Raw genomic sequence first — 18910 nt, forward strand, 5'->3', positions numbered from 1 at the left:
TTACTGCCCCCTATAGCTCAGCAACATCGAAAGCTCTTCCACGCTGAGCTCAGTGAGCCAGCCTTCGCCATCTCCCACAATTGTGCTTGCCAGCTTGGTTTTGCCATCGATGATGTCCTGGATTGATTCCTCGATGGTCCCGGCGGTGATCATTTTGTACACGGTGACGTCTTGGCGCTGGCCAATGCGGTACGCGCGGTCGGTGGCCTGGTTTTCCACGGCGGGGTTCCACCAGCGGTCCATGTGCACCACCACGGATGCCTGAGTGAGGTTGAGCCCCGTGCCGCCCGCTCTGAGGCTGAGCAGCATCGCCTTGGGGCCGTCGTCACGCTGAAAATTTTGCACCATCTTGTCGCGATCCTTCTTGCTGATTGCGCCGTAGAGAAACGGGATGTGCTCGCCAAAGTATTCGCTGAGGAATGGCTGCAGCATGTTGCCAAAGGCAGCGTATTGGGTAAAGATCAGCACTTTTCGCCCGGATTCCACAGCCTGATCCAACAAATTCATGAGCTCTTGCATTTTGCCGGAGCGGTGGCGGCCTTTGATGAGGATTGGTGAGTCGTCCCCAAGAAAGTGCGCAGGGTGGTTGCAGATTTGCTTGATCCTGGTCAGCGAGGCCAACACCAGCGCACGCCGCCCCTGGGTAGGCGCCTCTTCGAGTTGCTTCTTGAGCTGCTCGACATACGCCTTATAGAGCGCCGCCTGTTCCTTGGTCATCGGCACCGTAATGATGTTTTCCGTTTTCTCCGGCAGGTCGCTAATGATCGCTGGATCTGTTTTCAGCCTGCGCAAGATCAGCGGCGCGGTGAGGGTCTTGAGTTGCTCAATGCGCACCTCATCCTGATAGCGCTCGATCGCGCGGGCAAAGTGGTTACGGAAAAAGCTCGCGGAACCCAACACGCCGGGGTTGCAAAAGTCGAGGATGGATCGCATCTCCGTCAAGCGGTTTTCCACCGGAGTGCCCGTGAGTGCCACCCGGTGATCGCTGGGCAAACTGCGCACCGCTTTACTTTCCTTATTTGAAGCATTCTTAATTCTCTGTGCTTCATCGAGCACCACCCGGCGAAAGTGCACGCCCGCGAGCACTGCTGAATCACGCAGCACGGTGCCATAGCTGCTGATCACCAGGTCCACCTCATGCACGGCGCGCACCAGCTCCTCACCCTTCGCGCGAGAAGATCCATGGTGCACCATCACCTTCAGCTCCGGCACAAACTTCTGCGCCTCGCGCCGCCAGTTCTCCACCACGGAGGTCGGCGCCACAATCAGGGTGGGCAAAGGCCCGCTTTCCGACGCCCCCAAGGCCCGAACGCCCTCATCGCGAGCGGGGGAAAAACGCTCCACTGCCTCCAGCGCGAGGAGCTGAAGGGTCTTGCCAAGGCCCATGTCATCTGCCAGCACGGCACCCACATGGTTTTGCGCCATCCAGTACAGCCAATCCACACCGCGGCGCTGGTATTCGCGCAGCTCAGCATGCACCTGCGGTGGTATCTCCACCCGCACGGGCGCCGGCAAGTCCGTGGCTTGCAGGCCCCCTATGAGCGCCTGGTGCCATTTTGATCCGGTGTACTCCACCACCTCGGGGTCTGAAGACTCCATGGCCAATTGGCGCAGCTCGCCGAGGGTGATCGCGCCGGGGTCGGTGAAGTCCTGCTCGTAGGCCTCCTTCAGTCTGGCAAGCTCGGCTTCAAGCGCGGCGATTTCCGCCTGATTCTCAGGGGTGGCTGCGCGGGCGAGCTCGAGCTCCGCCTCAAGTTTTTCAATCTCGGCCTTGCGCCGCTTTTTTGAATGCTTGGCAAGCTCAGTCATGTACTTGGTTGCCCTGCGCAAGGACTGCGCATCCGCCATCACCCACTTGCCGCGCAGCAGGATCAATCCGGACTTTGAGCGCACCAGGTCAGTCATTTCATCGGGGGTCAAGGTGGTGTCCCCCACCGAGATTTCCCAGCGGAAATCAACAATCTGGTCCAGGCCGAGCTTTGGTTCCACCGCAGATTCCGCAGGGTCCTCTACGTGCAGCTTGGCCTTGGTTTCCTTCACATCCCAGGCCTTGGGCAGCATTACGGTAAAGCCCTGTTTGCGCAGCACCTCCACGTCTTGGCTAATGAACTGCATTAGCTCATCGGTGGTGAGGTAAGCGTCCCATGTACTTGCGTGCTCAGCCGCACGGGCAAACGCCAAGTCCATGGCGTATTCACTGCCCATCTCCCGGTTTGGGTTCAGCATTGGCACGCTTGCCACTGCCTGCCCATGCATTTCTTCCAGGCGCTGGGCAACCAGTTTGTCCTGCAAGGCATCCGCCATCGCCATGGGAGCATCAGACCCGGCGCGTACTTGCACGCGCACGGGCCAGATGGCGGTGGTGATGTCTGCGTCCTCGTTGGCTTCAAGTACTTCGCCGGAGGCTTCCTCCACGGAGAAAACCAGCGTGAAATTCACGCTTTGTACGCTGTTGCGCCACTTGTTGAGGGCGGACACCAAACTGGCGCTGCCGCGGCGCATTGGTGTGCTGCGCAGAAGTGAGCCGACGAAGTCGTGCCACGGCATCGGCCGGGCGGCATCGGCGGTCAAGCGCAGGTGGGCGTTGGCGATCCAGTGTGGGAGTTCTTGGGCGATGGATTGAGCAACGGCTGACCCACCGTTTGCGATAATCACCCCAGGTGCTGCGGCACTCATTTGGGCGATCCAGCCCCGCTCAGCGAGTCCCGCGGCTAGTTGCCAGGTGGGCCACCATTGCCGGTCCGCGTAGCCTACCTTGAATGTAAGGCGCCCGGCGCGCACAAATTGGTCTAGGCCCTGGTACATTCTGGCAAGCCACACAACATCTGGGGCGAGGGTGGCAATCTGCTCGCGGCTTGCCGTGGTGGGGCCGATGGTAGACAGGGTGGCCAGAACCCGCACCGCTTGCTCTGGGGTGTAGGCGGCGGTGGGGATTTTCAGTTGTACTCTGCGGCCTTTCGGTGTGAGGAGGGTGACCGGAATCAGGTGGGCAAATCGTTTGCCCTCGAGAAGTCCGCGAACGGCGTCTGGAAACACGGAGAGGTCAACGTTTTCCGGCACCATGATCTTGTGCCCCTCCACCTGCTCAATCCACAGGTGAAGCCCAGATTCCTGGAGCCAGAGGCCATGCAGGAGGAACGCAGGGGTGCCTTGTTGAGCGGCCCTAGGATCTGCCACCGTAACCTCCTTGTGCACGTCGTTACGCCTTCTCGGCGGCAAGTACGCAATCTGAACAATGATACTCTCCTGCCTGCCGCAACGCCCACTCAAGAGCGCAGCAACAATTGTTTGGCCCGACGCACCCGAATTCATCACGCTCGGCATTTTGAACCCTTGCTGAATTGGATTTTATGTTCCGTTTTGCATTTCGCGAGCGGCGGTAGTTATTCGAGTGGAATTGGGTTTTATTCGCCTTTGGGTTTTATTCCAGGCACCCCTCGGTACGGCTGAGCATTGCTTCTATTCATTTTTGCCCTCTATGGTGGGGTCCTAGGGCAATATGTCTATTTCACTTTCCTGAAGTGACCCTCATCTGTCCCTGAACTTGAGAAAGTCCACTCTGCAAGTCCCCTTGGAGAAAGGATCGAATGTAATGACCCAAAATACGTGGTTTATTTTGGCGATCGTGATTTACATGGCGGTGATGCTCGCCATTGGTTACTGGAGTTATCGCCAAACGGATGAGTACGACGACTACGTGCTCGCTGGGCGTGGCCTCAACCCGTTTGTGGCGGCAATGTCCGCCGGCGCCTCCGATATGTCCGGCTGGCTGTTGATGGGTCTACCCGGCGCGCTGTTTGTGACCGGCCTGTCCGAGCTGTGGATCGCGATTGGCTTGCTGATTGGCTGCTGGGCGAACTGGAAGTGGGTGGCGCCAAGGCTGCGCTCCTACTCGGAGGTGGCAGAAAACTCCATTACCCTGCCGTCTTTCTTTGAGAATCGCCTGAAGGATCGTTCGCGAGTTCTGCGCATTGCCAGCTCGCTGATCATCATCGTGTTCTTCACGTTCTACGTGTCCTCCGGCATGGTGTCCGGCGGCCGCTACTTTGAGTCCACATTTGGCTCTTCCTACATTGACGGCATGTTGATCGTGGCTGTGATCACCGTGGCGTACACCTTCATTGGCGGATTCCTGGCGGTGAGCTACACAGACGCAGTGCAGGGCACAATCATGTTCCTTTCCCTGACCATCGTGCCGATCATGGCGCTGCTCTACCTTGATGATCCCTCCTCCATCTGGACCTGGGCTGCAAACAATGACTACGGCCCGTACACCGACGGCGTGGGCAACCCCACCTACTTCAACATGATTTCCGGTGTTTCTGCGGCGGCGATCATTGGCAACCTCGCCTGGGGCCTGGGCTACTTTGGCCAGCCGCACATCATCGTGCGATTCATGGCGCTGCGCACCCCGGCGGACGCAAAGATGGGCCGCTGGATCGGTATTGGCTGGATGTTCCTTTCCATCCTCGGCGCAACCTTCGTGGCGATTATTGGTACGGCATTCTTTGGCCAAGACCCCAACATTTCCATTGTGGACCGCACCGCATTTGAGACGATCTTCCTGGACATGGGCCGGATTCTGTTCCACCCACTGCTCGCTGGCTTGATTCTCACCGCAGTGCTGGCAGCGATTATGTCCACCATTTCCTCCCAGTTGCTGGTCACCTCCACCTCCCTCATCGAGGACATCTTCAAGGTGTTCACCAAGCGGGTGCCATCCGAGCAGGTGATGATCAACCTATCCCGCACGGCGGTGGTGGCGGTTGCCATTGTGGCAGGCGTGCTGGCCATCAATCCTTCCGACTCCATCCTGGGCTTGGTGGGCTTCGCCTGGGCCGGTTTCGGTTCGGCATTCGGCCCGCTGGTGCTGTTCATGCTGTATTGGCGCCGCCTCAACGTCCCCGGCGCGGTGGCGGGCATGCTCACCGGCGCATTGGTGAGCTTCGCGTGGGGCATGAGCTCGCTTTCCGACTCCCTCTACGAAATGGTCCCAGGCTTCATCTCCGCAGCCTTGGTTACGGTGCTCGTATCCCTGGCCACCAAGCCGCCGGCGCAGCGAGTGCTCGACGAGTTCGAGGAAGCTACCCGTCTTGCCCGCGTGGTTGAAGCCAACCCTGAGATGGAAATCGCCGAGGCCAAGCAGCTCCAAGACAAGGGTCAGCTCTAGCGTTACAAACCTGCCGCAACTTTGCAGCTACACGGCTGCAATCCTGATGGAACCAAAACGGGCGCCGTAACCGTCTAAGGATGGTATGCGGCGCTTCTTTTTGTGTTTAGTTGTGGCCACGGTGTTGCTTGCGGCGTGGTCGCTTCCCCCGATCGCGCGCAAGCACCCGACAATGCTGCAGGTCTCCACCGTTGCAGCACGCCCCACGATTCCGGGCTACGAGCGCACCAAATTCGGTGCGGCCTGGGCAACGCCACCCCAAGGCCCCTGCAACACTCGGGTGTGGATGCTGAAACGCTCGCTTTCCGACGTCCAGCAGCGCGCCTGTACCCTCACCGCAGGTTGGGCAAAAGACCCGTACTCAGGGGTGGTTATCGGTATAGGCGAGGAGCACGAGCGCATCGAAGTAGACCATGTCTTTCCGCTTTCCGCGGCTTGGGACCTCGGCGCAGCTCACTGGCCGCAGGAACTCCGGGTCCGGTTTGCAAATGACCCCATCAACCTCATCGCGGTCTCCCGGACGCAAAACCAAGCCAAAGGAGATCAACTGCCCTCCGAATGGCTGCCGCCAAAGCGTTCCAGCAGGTGTTGGTATGCGGGCCGGCTCGCTGCCGTTGCGGTGGCCTACGGGCTCCCCCTGCCTGAACAGGATCTCAAGGCTATGCACTCCCAGTGCATTTTGCCACCATGAGGTAGGCTTGAAGGCTATTTGAAATTCTTTATGTAGAGCTGAAAGGCAAACCCCTGTGGGTACTTTGTTGATCCTGCTGCACGTTATCGCAGCAATCCTGTTCCTCGGTCCTGTTACCGTGGCCGTTTCCACCTTCCATGCCCGGGCCTACGAGGCCTCCCAGGGCAGCGAGCAAGCCAAGGGCGCTGCGCGCAATCTGCTCAAGATTACCCGCACCTACGGCACCCTTTCCCTGTTGGTGCCACTGATCGGCTTCGGTGTGATGTTCACCGGCGACTACTGGTCTGACGGCAAGTTCCACGCCTCTATCGCGCTGTCCGTCATCGCTTGGGCGCTCCTGCTGTTCGTGATCCTGCCCCGCCAGCAAAAGCTCGCCGGTGCCCTCGGCATCCTGGAGGCAGATGAGCAAGAGGCTAAGGCCTACACCGTGGATAACTGGGATAAAGAGAAATCCCAGCTCTCTATGTTTGGTGGCATTTTCTCCCTGCTCTGGGTAATCGTGGCCATCTTGATGCTCCTCTAATCTGGCGGCAACTCACAGGCGAACGCTTCCGCCGAGGCGTCTTGCCCACCGTATTTACTGCTCCCCGCGAGTTGGACTGAACATTCAGTTTCCAGCTCGCGGGTTTTTGCGTTAGTGGACCGTGGCTGCGGGAAGGGAGCATTCGGGAAAGCAACCCACAGAACCCACAGAACCCACCTCTACCTGCACAAATACAAGATGAAAGAACTCTCATCTTGGACTCATTGAGGCTTCACGCGGGTCTTTCACACTAGTTCATGAACGCACAACACCAGTTGCGCAGAACATCACATGAACGAGTACCTGAAGGACAACAGCCATGAGCCCACTTCCCGCAACGGACCCAAGGCAGGTGCCGCAGTTGCGCAAGCGCCTGATTTGGTGGTTCGCCTTCGCTTCCGCAGCCGCATTGCTGGCTACGGTATTGACCACCCGCACTCTGCTGCAAGCTGAGGCATCCCAGGCAGCCAACGCGGCGGTGGAACAGGAGGTGGAAGAGTTCCAAACTTTTATGGAGAACACCGCCACCCATGCACCAGCGCAACTGATAGAGGCGTACCTGCAGGTGCAGATCCCAAGCTCCGATGAAGCCATGGTGGGGGTAGACGGCGCCAGAGTGTTCACCGTCGCTGGCTCCCCCATCGAATTGCAGCCCGCAGAAGTCGCCGCAATGCAGGGCACCTCCGGCATCTACCAGCGCGAGGGCACCCAAGGAGGCGAGCAACTGCACTGGGCCCGGATGACACTGGACAATCCCGCTGGTCAGGCCGACTTCATCGTGGCTGTCTCCACCGCGCAGGCACATGCAGCGATCCAACGAACCATCGCAATCGTCTCCGCAATCGGGGCTGTAGGAGTGCTGATCTCCACCCTGCTCGCATGGGTGATGAGCGCTACGGTGTTCACTCCACTGCGAAAACTGCGTGGAGAAATCATCAAAGCCAGCACGCAGGGAAGCACTATCGACGTCGCCTCCATCCCAGGTGCCGAAACCCAAGACCTGGCCACAGTGGTGAATGTCGCGCTACACAATGCGCGCACCTCCCACGCTGCACCTGCGGGCGGTGACTCCGCATGACCACCGCAACCATCCCCTTCCCCCAGGCGCCGTCGATACTGCCCTCCTTCAACCTCCGCACCACGCTGCTCACCTTGGTAGCGGTTGTGCTGGTGGCGGCGATCCTGCTCGCCCCGCTGGGCCTTCCTGCACAGGCAAGTATCACGCTAGCGGTGTTCGCGGTGGCCGTGTGGCTGTGGATCGTCTCCCCTATTCCGGATACTTTTGTAGCCCTCGGCGCAACATGCGTGCTGGTGATCGTCGGTGTGATCTCCGTGGAGGACATGTTCGCGCCCCTTGGCGACGACACCACCTGGCTCCTCATCGGCGCCTTCATCGTTTCCGCCGCACTCAGTGCATCTGGTCTGGCGCCGCGAATCACCGCTTGGTTGTGCGCCGATATTACCTCGCCACGGGTCTTGCTCCACCTCATTACCCTGGCGCTGGTGGTCACCGCCTTCATGGTGCCGGCCACCTCCGGGCGTGCGGCGCTGGTGCTGCCAATCTTCCTGGCCATCGCCGCGGCGCTGCCCAAAAAGCACCAGTGGTACGCAGTGGCGCTGAGCGTGATCATGCCCTCCGTGGTGCTGCTCAGCGCGGTGGCCAGCTTCATCGGGGCGGGCGCGCACCTGATCACCAACCAAATGCTCGCCGAAGCCGGCTTTTCACCGTTTAGCTTTGCCTCCTGGATGCTCTACGGCTTGCCATACGCCCTGGTGGCCTCCCATATCTCCGCGGAGATCATGCTGCTCGCCATGAGCACCCGGGAGCAGCGTTCCACCCCGCTGGAGCTCAACCAAGCGGAGTTTGCTCCGCACGCACCGTTTTCCGTGAAGGAAATCCGTTGCATCGCGGTGCTGTGTACCGCCGTGGTGCTGTGGTGCACGGAGTCGCTTCACGGGCTCCCACCCGCACTGGTGGCGATCGTAGCCGCACTGGTGATCACCTCCCCACAGGTCGGCGGGGTGGACCTGAACAAGGCCATCAAGAAAGTGCCGTGGTCCCTGCTGCTGTTTATGGCAGCCACCGTGGCCATCGCCACCGCCTTGCAAACCTCAGGTGCGGCGCAAGCACTGGCCGAAGCCCTGTTCTCACAGATCCCCGATTCCGAATCCGGTTCCGGCACTAGCTCTCAGGGCCGCCAGGTTGTGTTGTTCGTTGGCATGGTGGTTCTGCTGTCCACGCTGGCTCACCTGGTGATCCAGTCTCGTTCCGCCCGCTCGGCGGTGCTCATCCCCTTGGTCATCGCCGTGGCCCCGGCCATGGGCGTCAATCCAGTAGCCGCGGCGTTCATCTCCACTGCGGCGGCGGGGTTCTGCCACACGCTGCCAAGCTCCGCCAAACCACTAGCGGTGTTCTACAGCGAAGACGGCGAACACCCGAGCTTTACCCCCAAACAACTGCTCAAAGTTTCGCTGCTGATCATGCCGGTGCATGTGCTCACACTCATCGGCTTTGCACTGTGGATCTGGCCGGCAATGGGCCTTTCCATACACCTCTAACAATCTCCCCCCCGCAAAACAGAAAGAAGACCATCATGAACATGTACCTCCCAGAGCGCATCCTCGTTGCCCCATCCGGTTTCAAGGAGTCTCTCTCCGCCACTGAAGTTGCCAACGCGATCGCAGCCGGCATCCGCCGCGTCCTCCCCGGCGTGCGCGTGGATTCCTTCCCCGTCCCAGACGGCGGCGAGGGCACCATTGACCTCCTCGCTGAGCGCCCCAACACCGTGGTGCACCCAATGCGCGTCACCGGCCCGGTAGGCAAGCGCGTCAATGCAAAGTGGCTGGAGTTCACCGGCGCAGAGCCCACCGCCGTAGTAGAAATGGCATCCGCAGCCGGGCTCTCCCTGGTCCCGCGCGATAACCGCAACCCTGGCAAGACCACCACCACCGGCGTTGGCGAACTCATCGCGGCCGCCCTGGACTCCGGTATCCGAAACATCGTCATCGGCTGCGGCGACTCCGGAACCTCCGACGGCGGCGCCGGCGCACTCCGCGCGCTTGGGCTCAAGATCTTAGACAAAGAAGGCAAGGAAATTGCCCAGGGCGGCGAAGCGCTTTCCGACGCCCACCAATTGGACACATCCCAGCTCCACCCAGGACTCGCGGAGGCAACCATCACCCTGGCATGCAACATGCACAACGTGCTCACCGGACCCAAAGGCGTTGCCGAGGTGTTCGGGCCCCAAAAGGGAGCAACGAAGAAGCAAGTCAAGCAGCTCGGCGCGGCCCTTGAACACTGGGCAGAACTACTGGAAAGCACCTTCTGCCCCACTGGTGACGTCCGCGGCCCTGGTTCCGGCGCCTCCGGCGGGCTTGGCGCGGGGCTCATCGCCGTGGGTGCCTCCGCGCACAACCGCTTCGAGGTGCTGCTGGAACAGCTCCCCGCACCGGAAAGCCTCTGCGATTTGATCGCGGCCGCTGACTTGGTGATCACCGCCGAGGGTGCAATCGACTTCCAAACCCCCAACGGCAAGGTGCCGGCGGAAATCGCGCGCCGTGCACAGTCCACCGGCGTCCCCGTCCTGGGCATTGCCGGGTCCCTGGGCAAGGGTGCCCCGCGGGTCCACGAGGTGGGAATCTCCGCGATTCAATCCATCATGACCGTCCCCATGGCACTGGAAGACGCGGTCCGTGACGGCAGCAAGCTGCTCACCGACGCCGCCGAGCGCTCCATGCGCATGCTGCAACTTGGCAGCGTACTGGCCTACCGCCAGGAAACGCGCACTTTGGCCCGCCTCGGCGTCATCGCAGCTTCCTAAACCGCCATCCTCGCCGAAGCCCCAGAACCGAGGGCTTCAAACCACCCTCAGCCCAAATACGCTATGCTGCAAACCACTTGCGGCCACTACACAAGGAAGATTCTCATGACCGCACTCAATCGCTTCATCCCCCTCGTTGGCATCCTGGTCCTGCTGATTGCGGTGGCCCTCGCCGGAGCGGCACTCAGCAGTTCCCACGAGGCACCTCGGATCGACCCTGCATCGGCAACCCTCACCGTTGGCAGCACCACCCCACCCTCGCCCGCGCCCACCAGCACTAGTGCTTCCACTACTGAAGACGATGCTCAGGATAATGGGCAGGGTTCGGTGGCTGTCCCTACCCCGGTGCCTGCACAAGCCCCAGCTCAGGCACCCGCACCGGCTCCCGCTCCAGCTCCAGCACCAGCACCAGCACCGCAGGTGATCGTGCCGCAACCGCCGCTGGTGTACCAGGACTTTGACGATGACTTTGATGACCTAGACGATTTCGGGGATTTTGATGACGACTAACGCCATCACCCAGATGCGCCACTCCATCCGGTGGCGCATCACCGCGTGGATCCTCGCCGTGGTGTTCCTGGTCTTGGGCAGCATGATTTACCTGCTCGATTCCGTGCGCCGCGGAGAGGTCCATGCGCAAGCAAACGTGGCAGTGGAGCAGGAGATTGAAGAGTTTCGCCGGTTCAGTGCGGAGGGAATTGACCCAACAACTGGCCAGCCGTTTAGCACCGCAGAGTCCATGCTCCGGGCGTTTTTCAGCCAGCAGATTCCGGGTGAAGACGAGCTCATGTTTGCCCTCATCAACGGCGAACTGGTGTTGCAGCACCGCAGCGCGAACTCCACGAGCCCGGAGACGCTGAGCCAGGAGACCACACTGGTTCGGGCCATCATGGAAACTAATGCGAGCTCCGGTATTACGGATACCTCGGACACCCCCGGTGTGCATTGGGCGAAGCTGCAAGTGAGCACTTTTGGCACGAATGACCCCAATTATTTTGTCATTGCGGTGTTCACCCAACCCGCCTATGACCAGCTCTCCCAGCAGGCGCGGGTTGTGTGGGGTCTTGGGGGCGTCGGCTTGGCGCTTGCTGCCGTGATCGCCTGGGTTGTTGCTGCACAGGTGCTCACCCCAGTCCGCGAGTTGCAAAAAGTTGCCTCTGACATCGCATCGGATACCACCGGCTCGGAAACTGACCTCACCAGGCGTGTGCCCGTCCGTGGTGATGACGAAATTGCCCAGCTCAGCCGCACCTTTAATGGAATGCTAGACCGAATCGAGGAAGCATACGCCGTGCAGCGGGAGTTCATCGACGATGCCGGCCACGAGCTGCGCACCCCCATCACCGTGGTTCGCGGCCATCTTGAGCTCCTCGAACACGCCACCCCGGAGCAGCGCGCCCGAAGCGTGGAGCTGTGCACCCAGGAGCTCGACCGCATGACCCGCATGGTCAATGACCTACTCACCCTTGCTGTTGCAGACGCCGGCCAGCCCTTCCTCAACCTCAGCGAAGTAGATGCCACCGACCTCGTGTTGGAGATCGAAGACAAAGCAATGATGCTCGCCCCCAACCGCGTGCAGGTCCGCGAATTTGCCGAGGCCACCGTGCTCGCCGACCCCGACCGCATCACGGAAGTCATGCTCGAGTTCGTGCGCAACGCAGTGAAGTATTCCCCGCCGGACACCCCAATCCAACTCGCCAGCTCCGTGGTGGAAGGCGGGGTGAGCTTCAGCGTGAGCGACCGCGGCCAGGGCATCCCCGCCGAGGCGCTGCCCACACTGTTCCAGCGCTTCCACAAGGGCGATTCCGACGCCGCCAAGAAGCAGGGCTCAGGGTTGGGGTTGGCCATTGCGCAAGCCATCGCTCAAGCTCACGGTGGCAATGCCTGGGCTGAAAGCACGCCCGGCGAGGGCTCCACTTTTGGCATCACCATTCCCACGCACACCCCGAACGAGGAGCAACAATGAGCAGAATCCTGATTGCGGAAGACGACGCAGGCATCGCGGAGTTCATCGCCCGCGGCCTCGAAGCCGAAGGGTACAGCGTGGACCTCGCTCCATCCGGACCCATTGCCTTGGGCCTGGCACATTCCGGGGCATACCAGCTCATGGTGCTTGACCTCGGCCTGCCGGGATTGGACGGCACGGAGGTGCTGGGGCAACTGCGATCCCTGGGCAACGAACTACCAATTATTGTGCTCACCGCCCGCACCGGACTGGATGACCGGATCAAAGCCCTCGAGGGCGGGGCAAACGACTACATGCCCAAACCCTTCCAGTTCGCCGAACTGCTGGCTCGAGTTCGTCTGCGCCTGCGCGACACCCCAACCCCAACCGGAGCAAACACTCTCAGCCGCGGCGGGATCACCTTAGATTTGAAGACCCACCGCGTAGAAGTGGACGGCAAATGGGTGGACCTTTCCCGCCGCGAGCTCGGCTTGCTGGAAACGCTGATGCGCCACCCCGGCCACATCCTGTCCCGCGCCCAGCTCTTAGGGCAGGTGTGGGGCATGGACTTTGACCCAGGCTCCAACGTGGTGGACGTGTACATCCGCACCCTGCGCAAGAAAATCGGTGCCGACCGCGTGGAAACCGTGCGCGGTTCGGGCTACCGATTCAAAGATTAACTACCGCCTGCTGGCGCTGGAATAGACGCGTTGGCGCAAGTTGTAACATTCCAGTAGCAGCTTCTCGCCGTCGAGCTTCAGCACCGTGAGGCTCGCGGGATGCGGCGCAACCACCTGCGAGGGCTCCAGGCCCACCAAGGCGCGCAAAGCCGCGCGGATTACACCGCCATGCATCACGATGGCAATAGCTGGCACCGGCGAATCCGCCGAGTGCGCGGCAAGGCCACGCCCCACTGCCGCATCCACACCACGCAACACACGAGCGCGGAAATCCACCAATGTTTCCGCACCCGGTGGGTCAAAATCTCCGGCGCGCCAGGCTTTGTAATCAGCACCCTGCGTGCTGCGAATATCTGCAGCGTATTGTCCCTCCCACTGGCCCAGGTAGCACTCGTTGAGTTGAAGGTCTGCGGTGAAAGTGTGAAATCCCAGTTCCCGGGCGGTGTCTTGCGCGCGTGCGAGGCCGGAGGTTGTGACCTGGCGTACGTCGTAACGCTTTACGAGCGCAGCGAGTGCCTGAGCCTGCGTCCGACCGGTGTCAGAGAGCGGGATGTCCGTTTGCCCTTGGAGGCGGCGTTCGATGTTCCAGAGCGTTTCACCGTGCCGAATCAGCAGAATATGCATGCCAAATCACCTCTCCTTCCTGATCAAACAGCGCGTCTGGATAGGCATCGAGGAAGACGCTCACCTGCTGGCCATTGAGGGCATGCACGCGCTGCTCCTGCGCTGCTGTCACGCGAGTACCATTGTGCAATTCAACACCAATGACCCAGCGATCAGCCATTGGCACTTGGTCCACGAGCGTTCCGACGATCCCCCGTTGGCCATTCGCCGCTTCCCCACCGCTCGCCGCGGCCTGCTGGGTGCACACGCGGACGCTGGTGGCGCGATACATCGCCTGAACTGGGCCTTGTTCATCACCGACCAGCGGTACCTCGTGCTCACCCGCGACGGTAAGGGTGCCATCGTGGGCGTGCGCCTCCAAGACGTTAGCGGCCGGGATGCCAATGAAGGTTGCGGTGAAAGCATTTTCGGGGCGTTCCAGCAGATCTTCCGGAGTGCCAAACTGGGCGATTTTGCCTTCGCGCATCAGGGCGATGTGGGTTGCCATTGCCATTGCTTCTACTTGGTCATGCGTCACATATACGCAGGTAGCTCCAGTTGCGCGGTGGATGCGGGAGAGCTCGGCGCGGGTTTCCACACGCAGTTTAGCGTCCAGGTTGCTCAAAGGCTCATCGAATAACAGCACCTTGGGTTCTGGGGCGATCATGCGGGCGATGGCCACACGCTGCTGCTGGCCACCGGAGATTTCACCTGGGTAGCGCGCCGCGAGATGATCAATGCCGAGCAACGCCAGCACCTCATGGGTGCGCTGCTTACTCGCTGTTGGAAACTCACAGCCAACAACCTAAATGCAAAAGTTCTTGCACGCAGGGTAAGTTTTGCAATTTACTTTTCAATCAGACTTGGTGTTGAAAATCATTCACCTTTACGCAACATTGCAAGACAAACCCGCTGGAGGCACGTCACCTGCCGTTCAACAAGCAGGTACCCCCGAGTTCAAGGAGTGCGGAGGGGGTTGCGGGTCCGTTGGGTTCGTTGGGTCCGTTGGTCGATAGGACGCGTTGGTCGATAGGCAAAAGTCGATAGGACCCGATTTCCCCCAAAATCCGGCGTCCTATCGACCAACGCTCTGTCCTATCGACTTTTAAATGTCGACCAACAGATTCCCGCTTCCAAAATCACCCCAATTTCTCCCCCGCCCATGAGAAATCCCCACCCGCCAAAGCTTTAACACTTCAACGGGTGGGGATTAAGGCAATTGATTCAGCCAAAGAACCGAATCGCCGGGGTACTTCTAGTCGCGCCACTCACGGCGGCCACCGCGATCACCGCGATCACCACGGTACCCACCACGGCCACCACGATCACCGCGGTATCCACCGCGATCACCACGGTCACCTCGGCCAGCACGATCGAAATTGCGCTCAGGCAAACGGCCCGATGGGTCCTTTTCGATGTGGATGAGCTGGCCGGAGATACGAGTATCTGCAAGGTTGTCCAGCACGTGGCGTGGCAGATCCTTTGGCAACTCCACCAAGGTGTGGTCCACATTGATCACAATGCGGCCAAAGTCCTTGTTGTTCAGGCCACCCTCGTTGGCGAGCGCACCCACGATTGCTCCTGGGCGTACATGCTGGCGCTTGCCCACCGCGAGGCGGTAAACGGCAAGGTCTTTGTTGCCCCGATCAAAACGGTCACCACGATCACCACGGTCACGGCGGCCACCACGATCACCGCGATCACCACGATCAAACCGGTCACCGCGATCGCCACGACCACGCTCAAAGCGGTCACCGCGGTCACCACGCTCGCGACGACGCTCCGGCGGAGGCTCCTTCATGAGGAACTCGTCTCCCGCCCGGGCTTGGGTCGCCAGTGCTGCAGCAATGTCCTCCAGTGGCACGTCATGCTCTTCGGAGTATTGCTTCACCAGGGCACGGAACACGTCTACCTGCGAATCTTCGAGGGATTCGGTGATGGAGTCAGCGAACTTGGCCTTGCGTGACTCGTTAACCTCGTCCACGGTGGGCAGGTCCATTTCCACCAAGCGGGCGTTGGTTGCGCGCTCGATGGAGCGCAGCATGCGGCGTTCCCGAGGGGTCACAAAGAGGATTGCTTCACCGGAGCGTCCGGCACGGCCGGTGCGGCCGATGCGATGCACATAGCTTTCCGTGTCATTTGGAATGTCGTAGTTGAACACGTGCGTGATACGCTCCACGTCCAAACCACGGGCGGCTACGTCGGTAGCTACCAGAATGTCCAAACGGCCGTCTTTGAGCTGGTCAACGGTGCGCTCACGCTGCGCCTGGGCAATGTCACCGTTGATTGCAGCAGCAGAGAACCCGCGAGCGCGCAGCTTTTCCGCCAACTCTTCCGTTTCGTGCTTGGTGCGCACGAACATGATCATCGCTTCGAACTCGGTGACCTCGAGGATTCGGGTGAGGGCGTCGAGCTTGTTGCGGTGCGCCACAGAGAGGTAGCGCTGGGTGATGTTGGTGTTTGTACGAGTTTCAGACTTCACCTGAATCTCGTGCGGGTCGTTCATGTACTGCTTGGACAAGCGGCGAATACCGTTAGGCATGGTGGCGGAGAACAGCGCAACCTGCTTGTCGGCAGGGGTGTCCTCAAGGATCCGCTCTACGTCCTCTTGGAAGCCCATGTTGAGCATCTCGTCCGCTTCATCGAGCACGAGGAAGCGCAGCTCAGAGATGTCAAGGGAGCCCTTTTCCAGGTGGTCGATCACACGGCCTGGGGTACCCACGATGATTTGCGCGCCACGGCGAAGGCCGGAAAGCTGAATGCCGTAGGCCTGCCCACCGTAGATTGGCAGCACGTGAATGTCGCCGAGGTGGTCGGCGAAGGACTGGAAGGAATCCGCCACCTGGAGCGCAAGCTCACGGGTCGGGGCAAGTACCAAGGCCTGAGGGTGGCGCTTGGTGACGTCGATACGCGAAAGAATTGGCAGCGCAAATGCTGCGGTCTTGCCGGTACCGGTTTGCGCGAGACCCATCACATCGTTGCCCTCGAGCAACACTGGGATGGTTTGCGCCTGGATGGGGGAAGGCGTTTCAAAACCCACGCGGGCAACGGCCTTCAGCACCTTGGATGGGAGGCCGAGCGCCTCAAACCCATTTTCCTCTTCACGATCGACTCGCTCATCCACAGGGCTTGCAGCACCTTCTGAGTCAACCTTTTCTTCGTTCTTATCGTCGTTGTCCGCTTCAATTTCAGCGGAGCCGGCGGCCTCAGAAGTGTTCGCAACCCTGGAGTCGTCTACAACGGCAGCCACATCTTCGGTGGTGCCTTCGTCTACCTGCGAAGTTTCCTGAGATTCCGACAAAATCTTAATTTCCAGCTCATTCTCGCCGCTGGAGGCGTTATCGGTAATGCTCATTGCCTAAGCAACCCTACGCTACAACGCAACACAAAACCCAAAACGTGCCCAAGCACACCCGCACCGCCCAAGGTACCCAATGTCACATTTCAGCATTCTCAAAGGTTTCCAGGGAGCGTTCAGCGCTAGCCAGGAGCTTGCCGACGCCCCCAAGACCGCAGCCCCTCACCGCAGTCCGGGGTCCGGGGGCCGGGGTCCGCACGCCTAGTCTTCGCCCAGGTCCCCCTCTGCCTTTCGTCTGGCAGCTCGCCCAACAGCTCCCCCGGTGAGGGTTTCTGGTGCGGCAATCCAAGCCAGCGTTGCAACTAGGGAAAGTGCACCACACAGCACAAAAGCAGGACCGAACCCAAAGGCCTGAGCAGCGGCACCAATGATGATCGGGCCGAGCACCGCACCAAAATCCATGGACATCTGGAAATAAGCCAAGACCTTGCCACCGGAACTATGGGTGCCAACGATATCCGCCATCACCGCCTGCTGGGCTGGGTTCAGCAGCCCCGCCCCGGCGCCAGCAACCGCGGATGCTACGAGCAGCAACGTGAAGTCATGCGCATAACCAAATACAGCGGTGGAGAGCCCATTGATCACCAATCCACACAGAATCAGCGGTTTACGCCCATAGGTATCCGCGAGCCTGCCGGAAAATTGCAGCACAACCGCATTTCCTACGGCGAATGCGGTCATTGCAATGCCTGCCACCGCCGGCCCATTACTGAAGGCCGTGGCGGCAAACAGGGGCACCACCGCTACTCGCACGCCAAAGTTGCTCCATCCGTGCGCGAACCCTGAAACCAAACTTGCCCGGTATGCCCAGGATGCCCAAGCGTCCGCGAATCTCATGGGCGGCACCACGGCGCTGCCGGTAGCGGGCTTGCCAACGTTACTCGGCAGCAGCAGCCACACCATCACACCGGCGATGGTCACGAAGATGCCATAAATAAGGAACGGCATCCGCATGCCGAACACCGCAAGCACACTGCCTAAAATCGGCCCAACGATATTGCCAAACAGAAAGCCACTCGCGTACGCCGAGGAGCACTTCGCGCGAATTGTCGGCGGCGAAAGCCTCACCACCAACCCCATCGCTGAGACGGTAAACATTGTGGACCCGAATCCGCTGAGGCCACGAAACAGCATGAGCTGCCAATACTCCTGCGCAAAGAAGCACATGATGGTCGTGATCGCCACGAGCCACAGCCCGGTGATATACACCCCTCGGGAACCAATAGCATCCACCAAAGTCCCAGACATCGGGGCAAACAGCAGCCTAGTCCCTGCAAAGACGGACACCACCGCCCCAGCGGCTGCCATGCCCACCCCGAAGCTCATTGCGAACTGCGGAATCACCGGCGCAATGATGCCAAACCCCACCGCGATCACAAATGCCGCGATCACAAGCACCCAGATTTCGCGCGGAATCTTTGGCTTGGGATCAATTGCGACTGGTTTCACATCCTCACATATTATTCATGCCCCGACGCTTTGACCATAGAACGAGTCCGCCACCTTTTATGTCGAACATTTGTTCTATATACTAGGGAGGGGTGTCGCACTCATTTCCTAGCCTTAACGACGTCCCCAAATGAATGAATTTCCAGAAAGGCACGCCATGCGCATTGCACACCAGAACCCAATGGCCCCCCGCCCTCTGCATGAGCATTCCGCCAGCGAGCTCGCCAGCCACATCGCCCGCGCGTTCCCCCAAACGCTCAGCAAAGTAGGCATGGCGTTGCATCACCCGCGCTCACTTGCTCGCCCTACACCCACTTGGCGCCCACCGACCTTTCACCTCCCCCAATTGCCTGGAGAGGATGACCTGCAGGTCAGCATTACCCGGCGGCGTGTTGGGGCCAAGGCCAAAGCACGTTTGCAGGGCTTCGGCGAGGCTCCTCCCGCCTACCTCATCACCGCCAGAGTCACAAGCCCCAAAGGCTATTACGTGCAACCCAACATCGCCGAAGCCTGGGTTCGAGCCCTCGTTGGTGAACAACGGATAGACTGCGTCCACGTCATTGAATCCGGCCAAGCAGCCACGTTCCTGTGGCTCGTCGACGGACATTTCCAACCCCTCCACTCCCCGGCGCGGATGTTCCAAAGCTTCGCTGAGGCGGCATAGCTGGCC

14 protein-coding genes and 1 pseudogene are annotated in these 18910 nt (G+C 60.3%); 10 read left to right on the plus strand and 5 right to left on the minus strand.

Features of this window, described 5'->3' with window-relative positions; translation table 11 throughout:
- Positions 1-3177 (minus strand): DEAD/DEAH box helicase, encoded by a 3177-nt coding sequence (locus NQ050_RS02270; protein ID WP_257037641.1) that lies wholly within the window; start codon positions 3175-3177, stop codon positions 1-3.
- Between the two features lie 415 nt (positions 3178-3592).
- Here NQ050_RS02270 and putP point away from each other — a divergent pair, with 415 nt between their 5' ends.
- The 9 genes from putP (at position 3593) to NQ050_RS02315 (ending at position 12830) form a co-directional block, all read left to right on the plus strand.
- Positions 3593-5170, plus strand: coding sequence for a sodium/proline symporter PutP (putP, locus tag NQ050_RS02275; RefSeq protein ID WP_257037642.1), 1578 nt, complete (start codon positions 3593-3595; stop codon positions 5168-5170).
- Between the two features lie 85 nt (positions 5171-5255).
- Positions 5256-5861 (plus strand): HNH endonuclease family protein, encoded by a 606-nt coding sequence (locus NQ050_RS02280; protein WP_257037643.1) that lies wholly within the window; start codon positions 5256-5258, stop codon positions 5859-5861.
- A 55-nt stretch (positions 5862-5916) separates the two neighbouring features.
- A complete protein-coding gene (locus NQ050_RS02285) occupies positions 5917-6384 on the plus strand; it encodes a DUF2269 domain-containing protein (protein ID WP_257037644.1) in 468 nt (155 codons plus the stop codon).
- Positions 6385-6703: 319 nt separating this feature from the next.
- Positions 6704-7462, plus strand: a complete 759-nt coding sequence (locus NQ050_RS02290; RefSeq protein WP_257037645.1) for a hypothetical protein — start codon at positions 6704-6706, stop codon at positions 7460-7462.
- On the plus strand, positions 7459-8943 hold the full coding sequence (locus NQ050_RS02295) for an SLC13 family permease (protein WP_257037647.1): 1485 nt from the start codon (positions 7459-7461) through the stop codon (positions 8941-8943). The genes NQ050_RS02290 and NQ050_RS02295 overlap by 4 nt, the downstream gene beginning before the upstream one ends.
- A gap of 35 nt (positions 8944-8978) precedes the next feature.
- Positions 8979-10205 (plus strand): glycerate kinase, encoded by a 1227-nt coding sequence (locus NQ050_RS02300; protein ID WP_257037648.1) that lies wholly within the window; start codon positions 8979-8981, stop codon positions 10203-10205.
- A gap of 105 nt (positions 10206-10310) precedes the next feature.
- On the plus strand, positions 10311-10715 hold the full coding sequence (locus NQ050_RS02305) for a hypothetical protein (RefSeq protein WP_257037649.1): 405 nt from the start codon (positions 10311-10313) through the stop codon (positions 10713-10715).
- Positions 10705-12171, plus strand: coding sequence for a cell wall metabolism sensor histidine kinase WalK (locus NQ050_RS02310; protein WP_257037650.1), 1467 nt, complete (start codon positions 10705-10707; stop codon positions 12169-12171). The genes NQ050_RS02305 and NQ050_RS02310 overlap by 11 nt, the downstream gene beginning before the upstream one ends.
- Positions 12168-12830: a response regulator transcription factor gene (locus NQ050_RS02315; RefSeq protein WP_257037651.1), complete on the plus strand. Its 663-nt coding sequence runs from the start codon at positions 12168-12170 to the stop codon at positions 12828-12830. The genes NQ050_RS02310 and NQ050_RS02315 overlap by 4 nt, the downstream gene beginning before the upstream one ends.
- Here the strand turns inward: NQ050_RS02315 and NQ050_RS02320 are convergent, their stop codons facing one another.
- The 4 genes and pseudogenes from NQ050_RS02320 to NQ050_RS02335 all read right to left on the minus strand — a co-directional run bounded on the left by NQ050_RS02320 (position 12831) and on the right by NQ050_RS02335 (position 18240).
- Positions 12831-13454 (minus strand): histidine phosphatase family protein, encoded by a 624-nt coding sequence (locus NQ050_RS02320; RefSeq protein ID WP_257037652.1) that lies wholly within the window; start codon positions 13452-13454, stop codon positions 12831-12833.
- Positions 13426-14199, minus strand: a pseudogene (locus NQ050_RS02325) (ABC transporter ATP-binding protein); the annotation flags it as partial. The gene NQ050_RS02320 and the pseudogene NQ050_RS02325, both read right to left, overlap by 29 nt.
- 489 nt (positions 14200-14688) lie before the next feature.
- The gene (locus NQ050_RS02330; RefSeq protein ID WP_257037653.1) at positions 14689-16788 is read right to left on the minus strand and encodes a DEAD/DEAH box helicase; all 2100 of its coding nucleotides are present in this window, start codon (positions 16786-16788) and stop codon (positions 14689-14691) included.
- Between the two features lie 204 nt (positions 16789-16992).
- Positions 16993-18240 (minus strand): MFS transporter, encoded by a 1248-nt coding sequence (locus NQ050_RS02335; protein ID WP_257037654.1) that lies wholly within the window; start codon positions 18238-18240, stop codon positions 16993-16995.
- 157 nt (positions 18241-18397) lie between these two features.
- Here NQ050_RS02335 and NQ050_RS02340 point away from each other — a divergent pair, with 157 nt between their 5' ends.
- Positions 18398-18904, plus strand: a complete 507-nt coding sequence (locus NQ050_RS02340; RefSeq protein ID WP_257037655.1) for a hypothetical protein — start codon at positions 18398-18400, stop codon at positions 18902-18904.
- Positions 18905-18910: the final 6 nt, after the last annotated feature.

The sequence above is a fragment of the Corynebacterium sp. 122RC1 genome, from assembly GCF_024580955.1.
GTDB lineage: Bacteria > Actinomycetota > Actinomycetes > Mycobacteriales > Mycobacteriaceae > Corynebacterium > Corynebacterium kozikiae.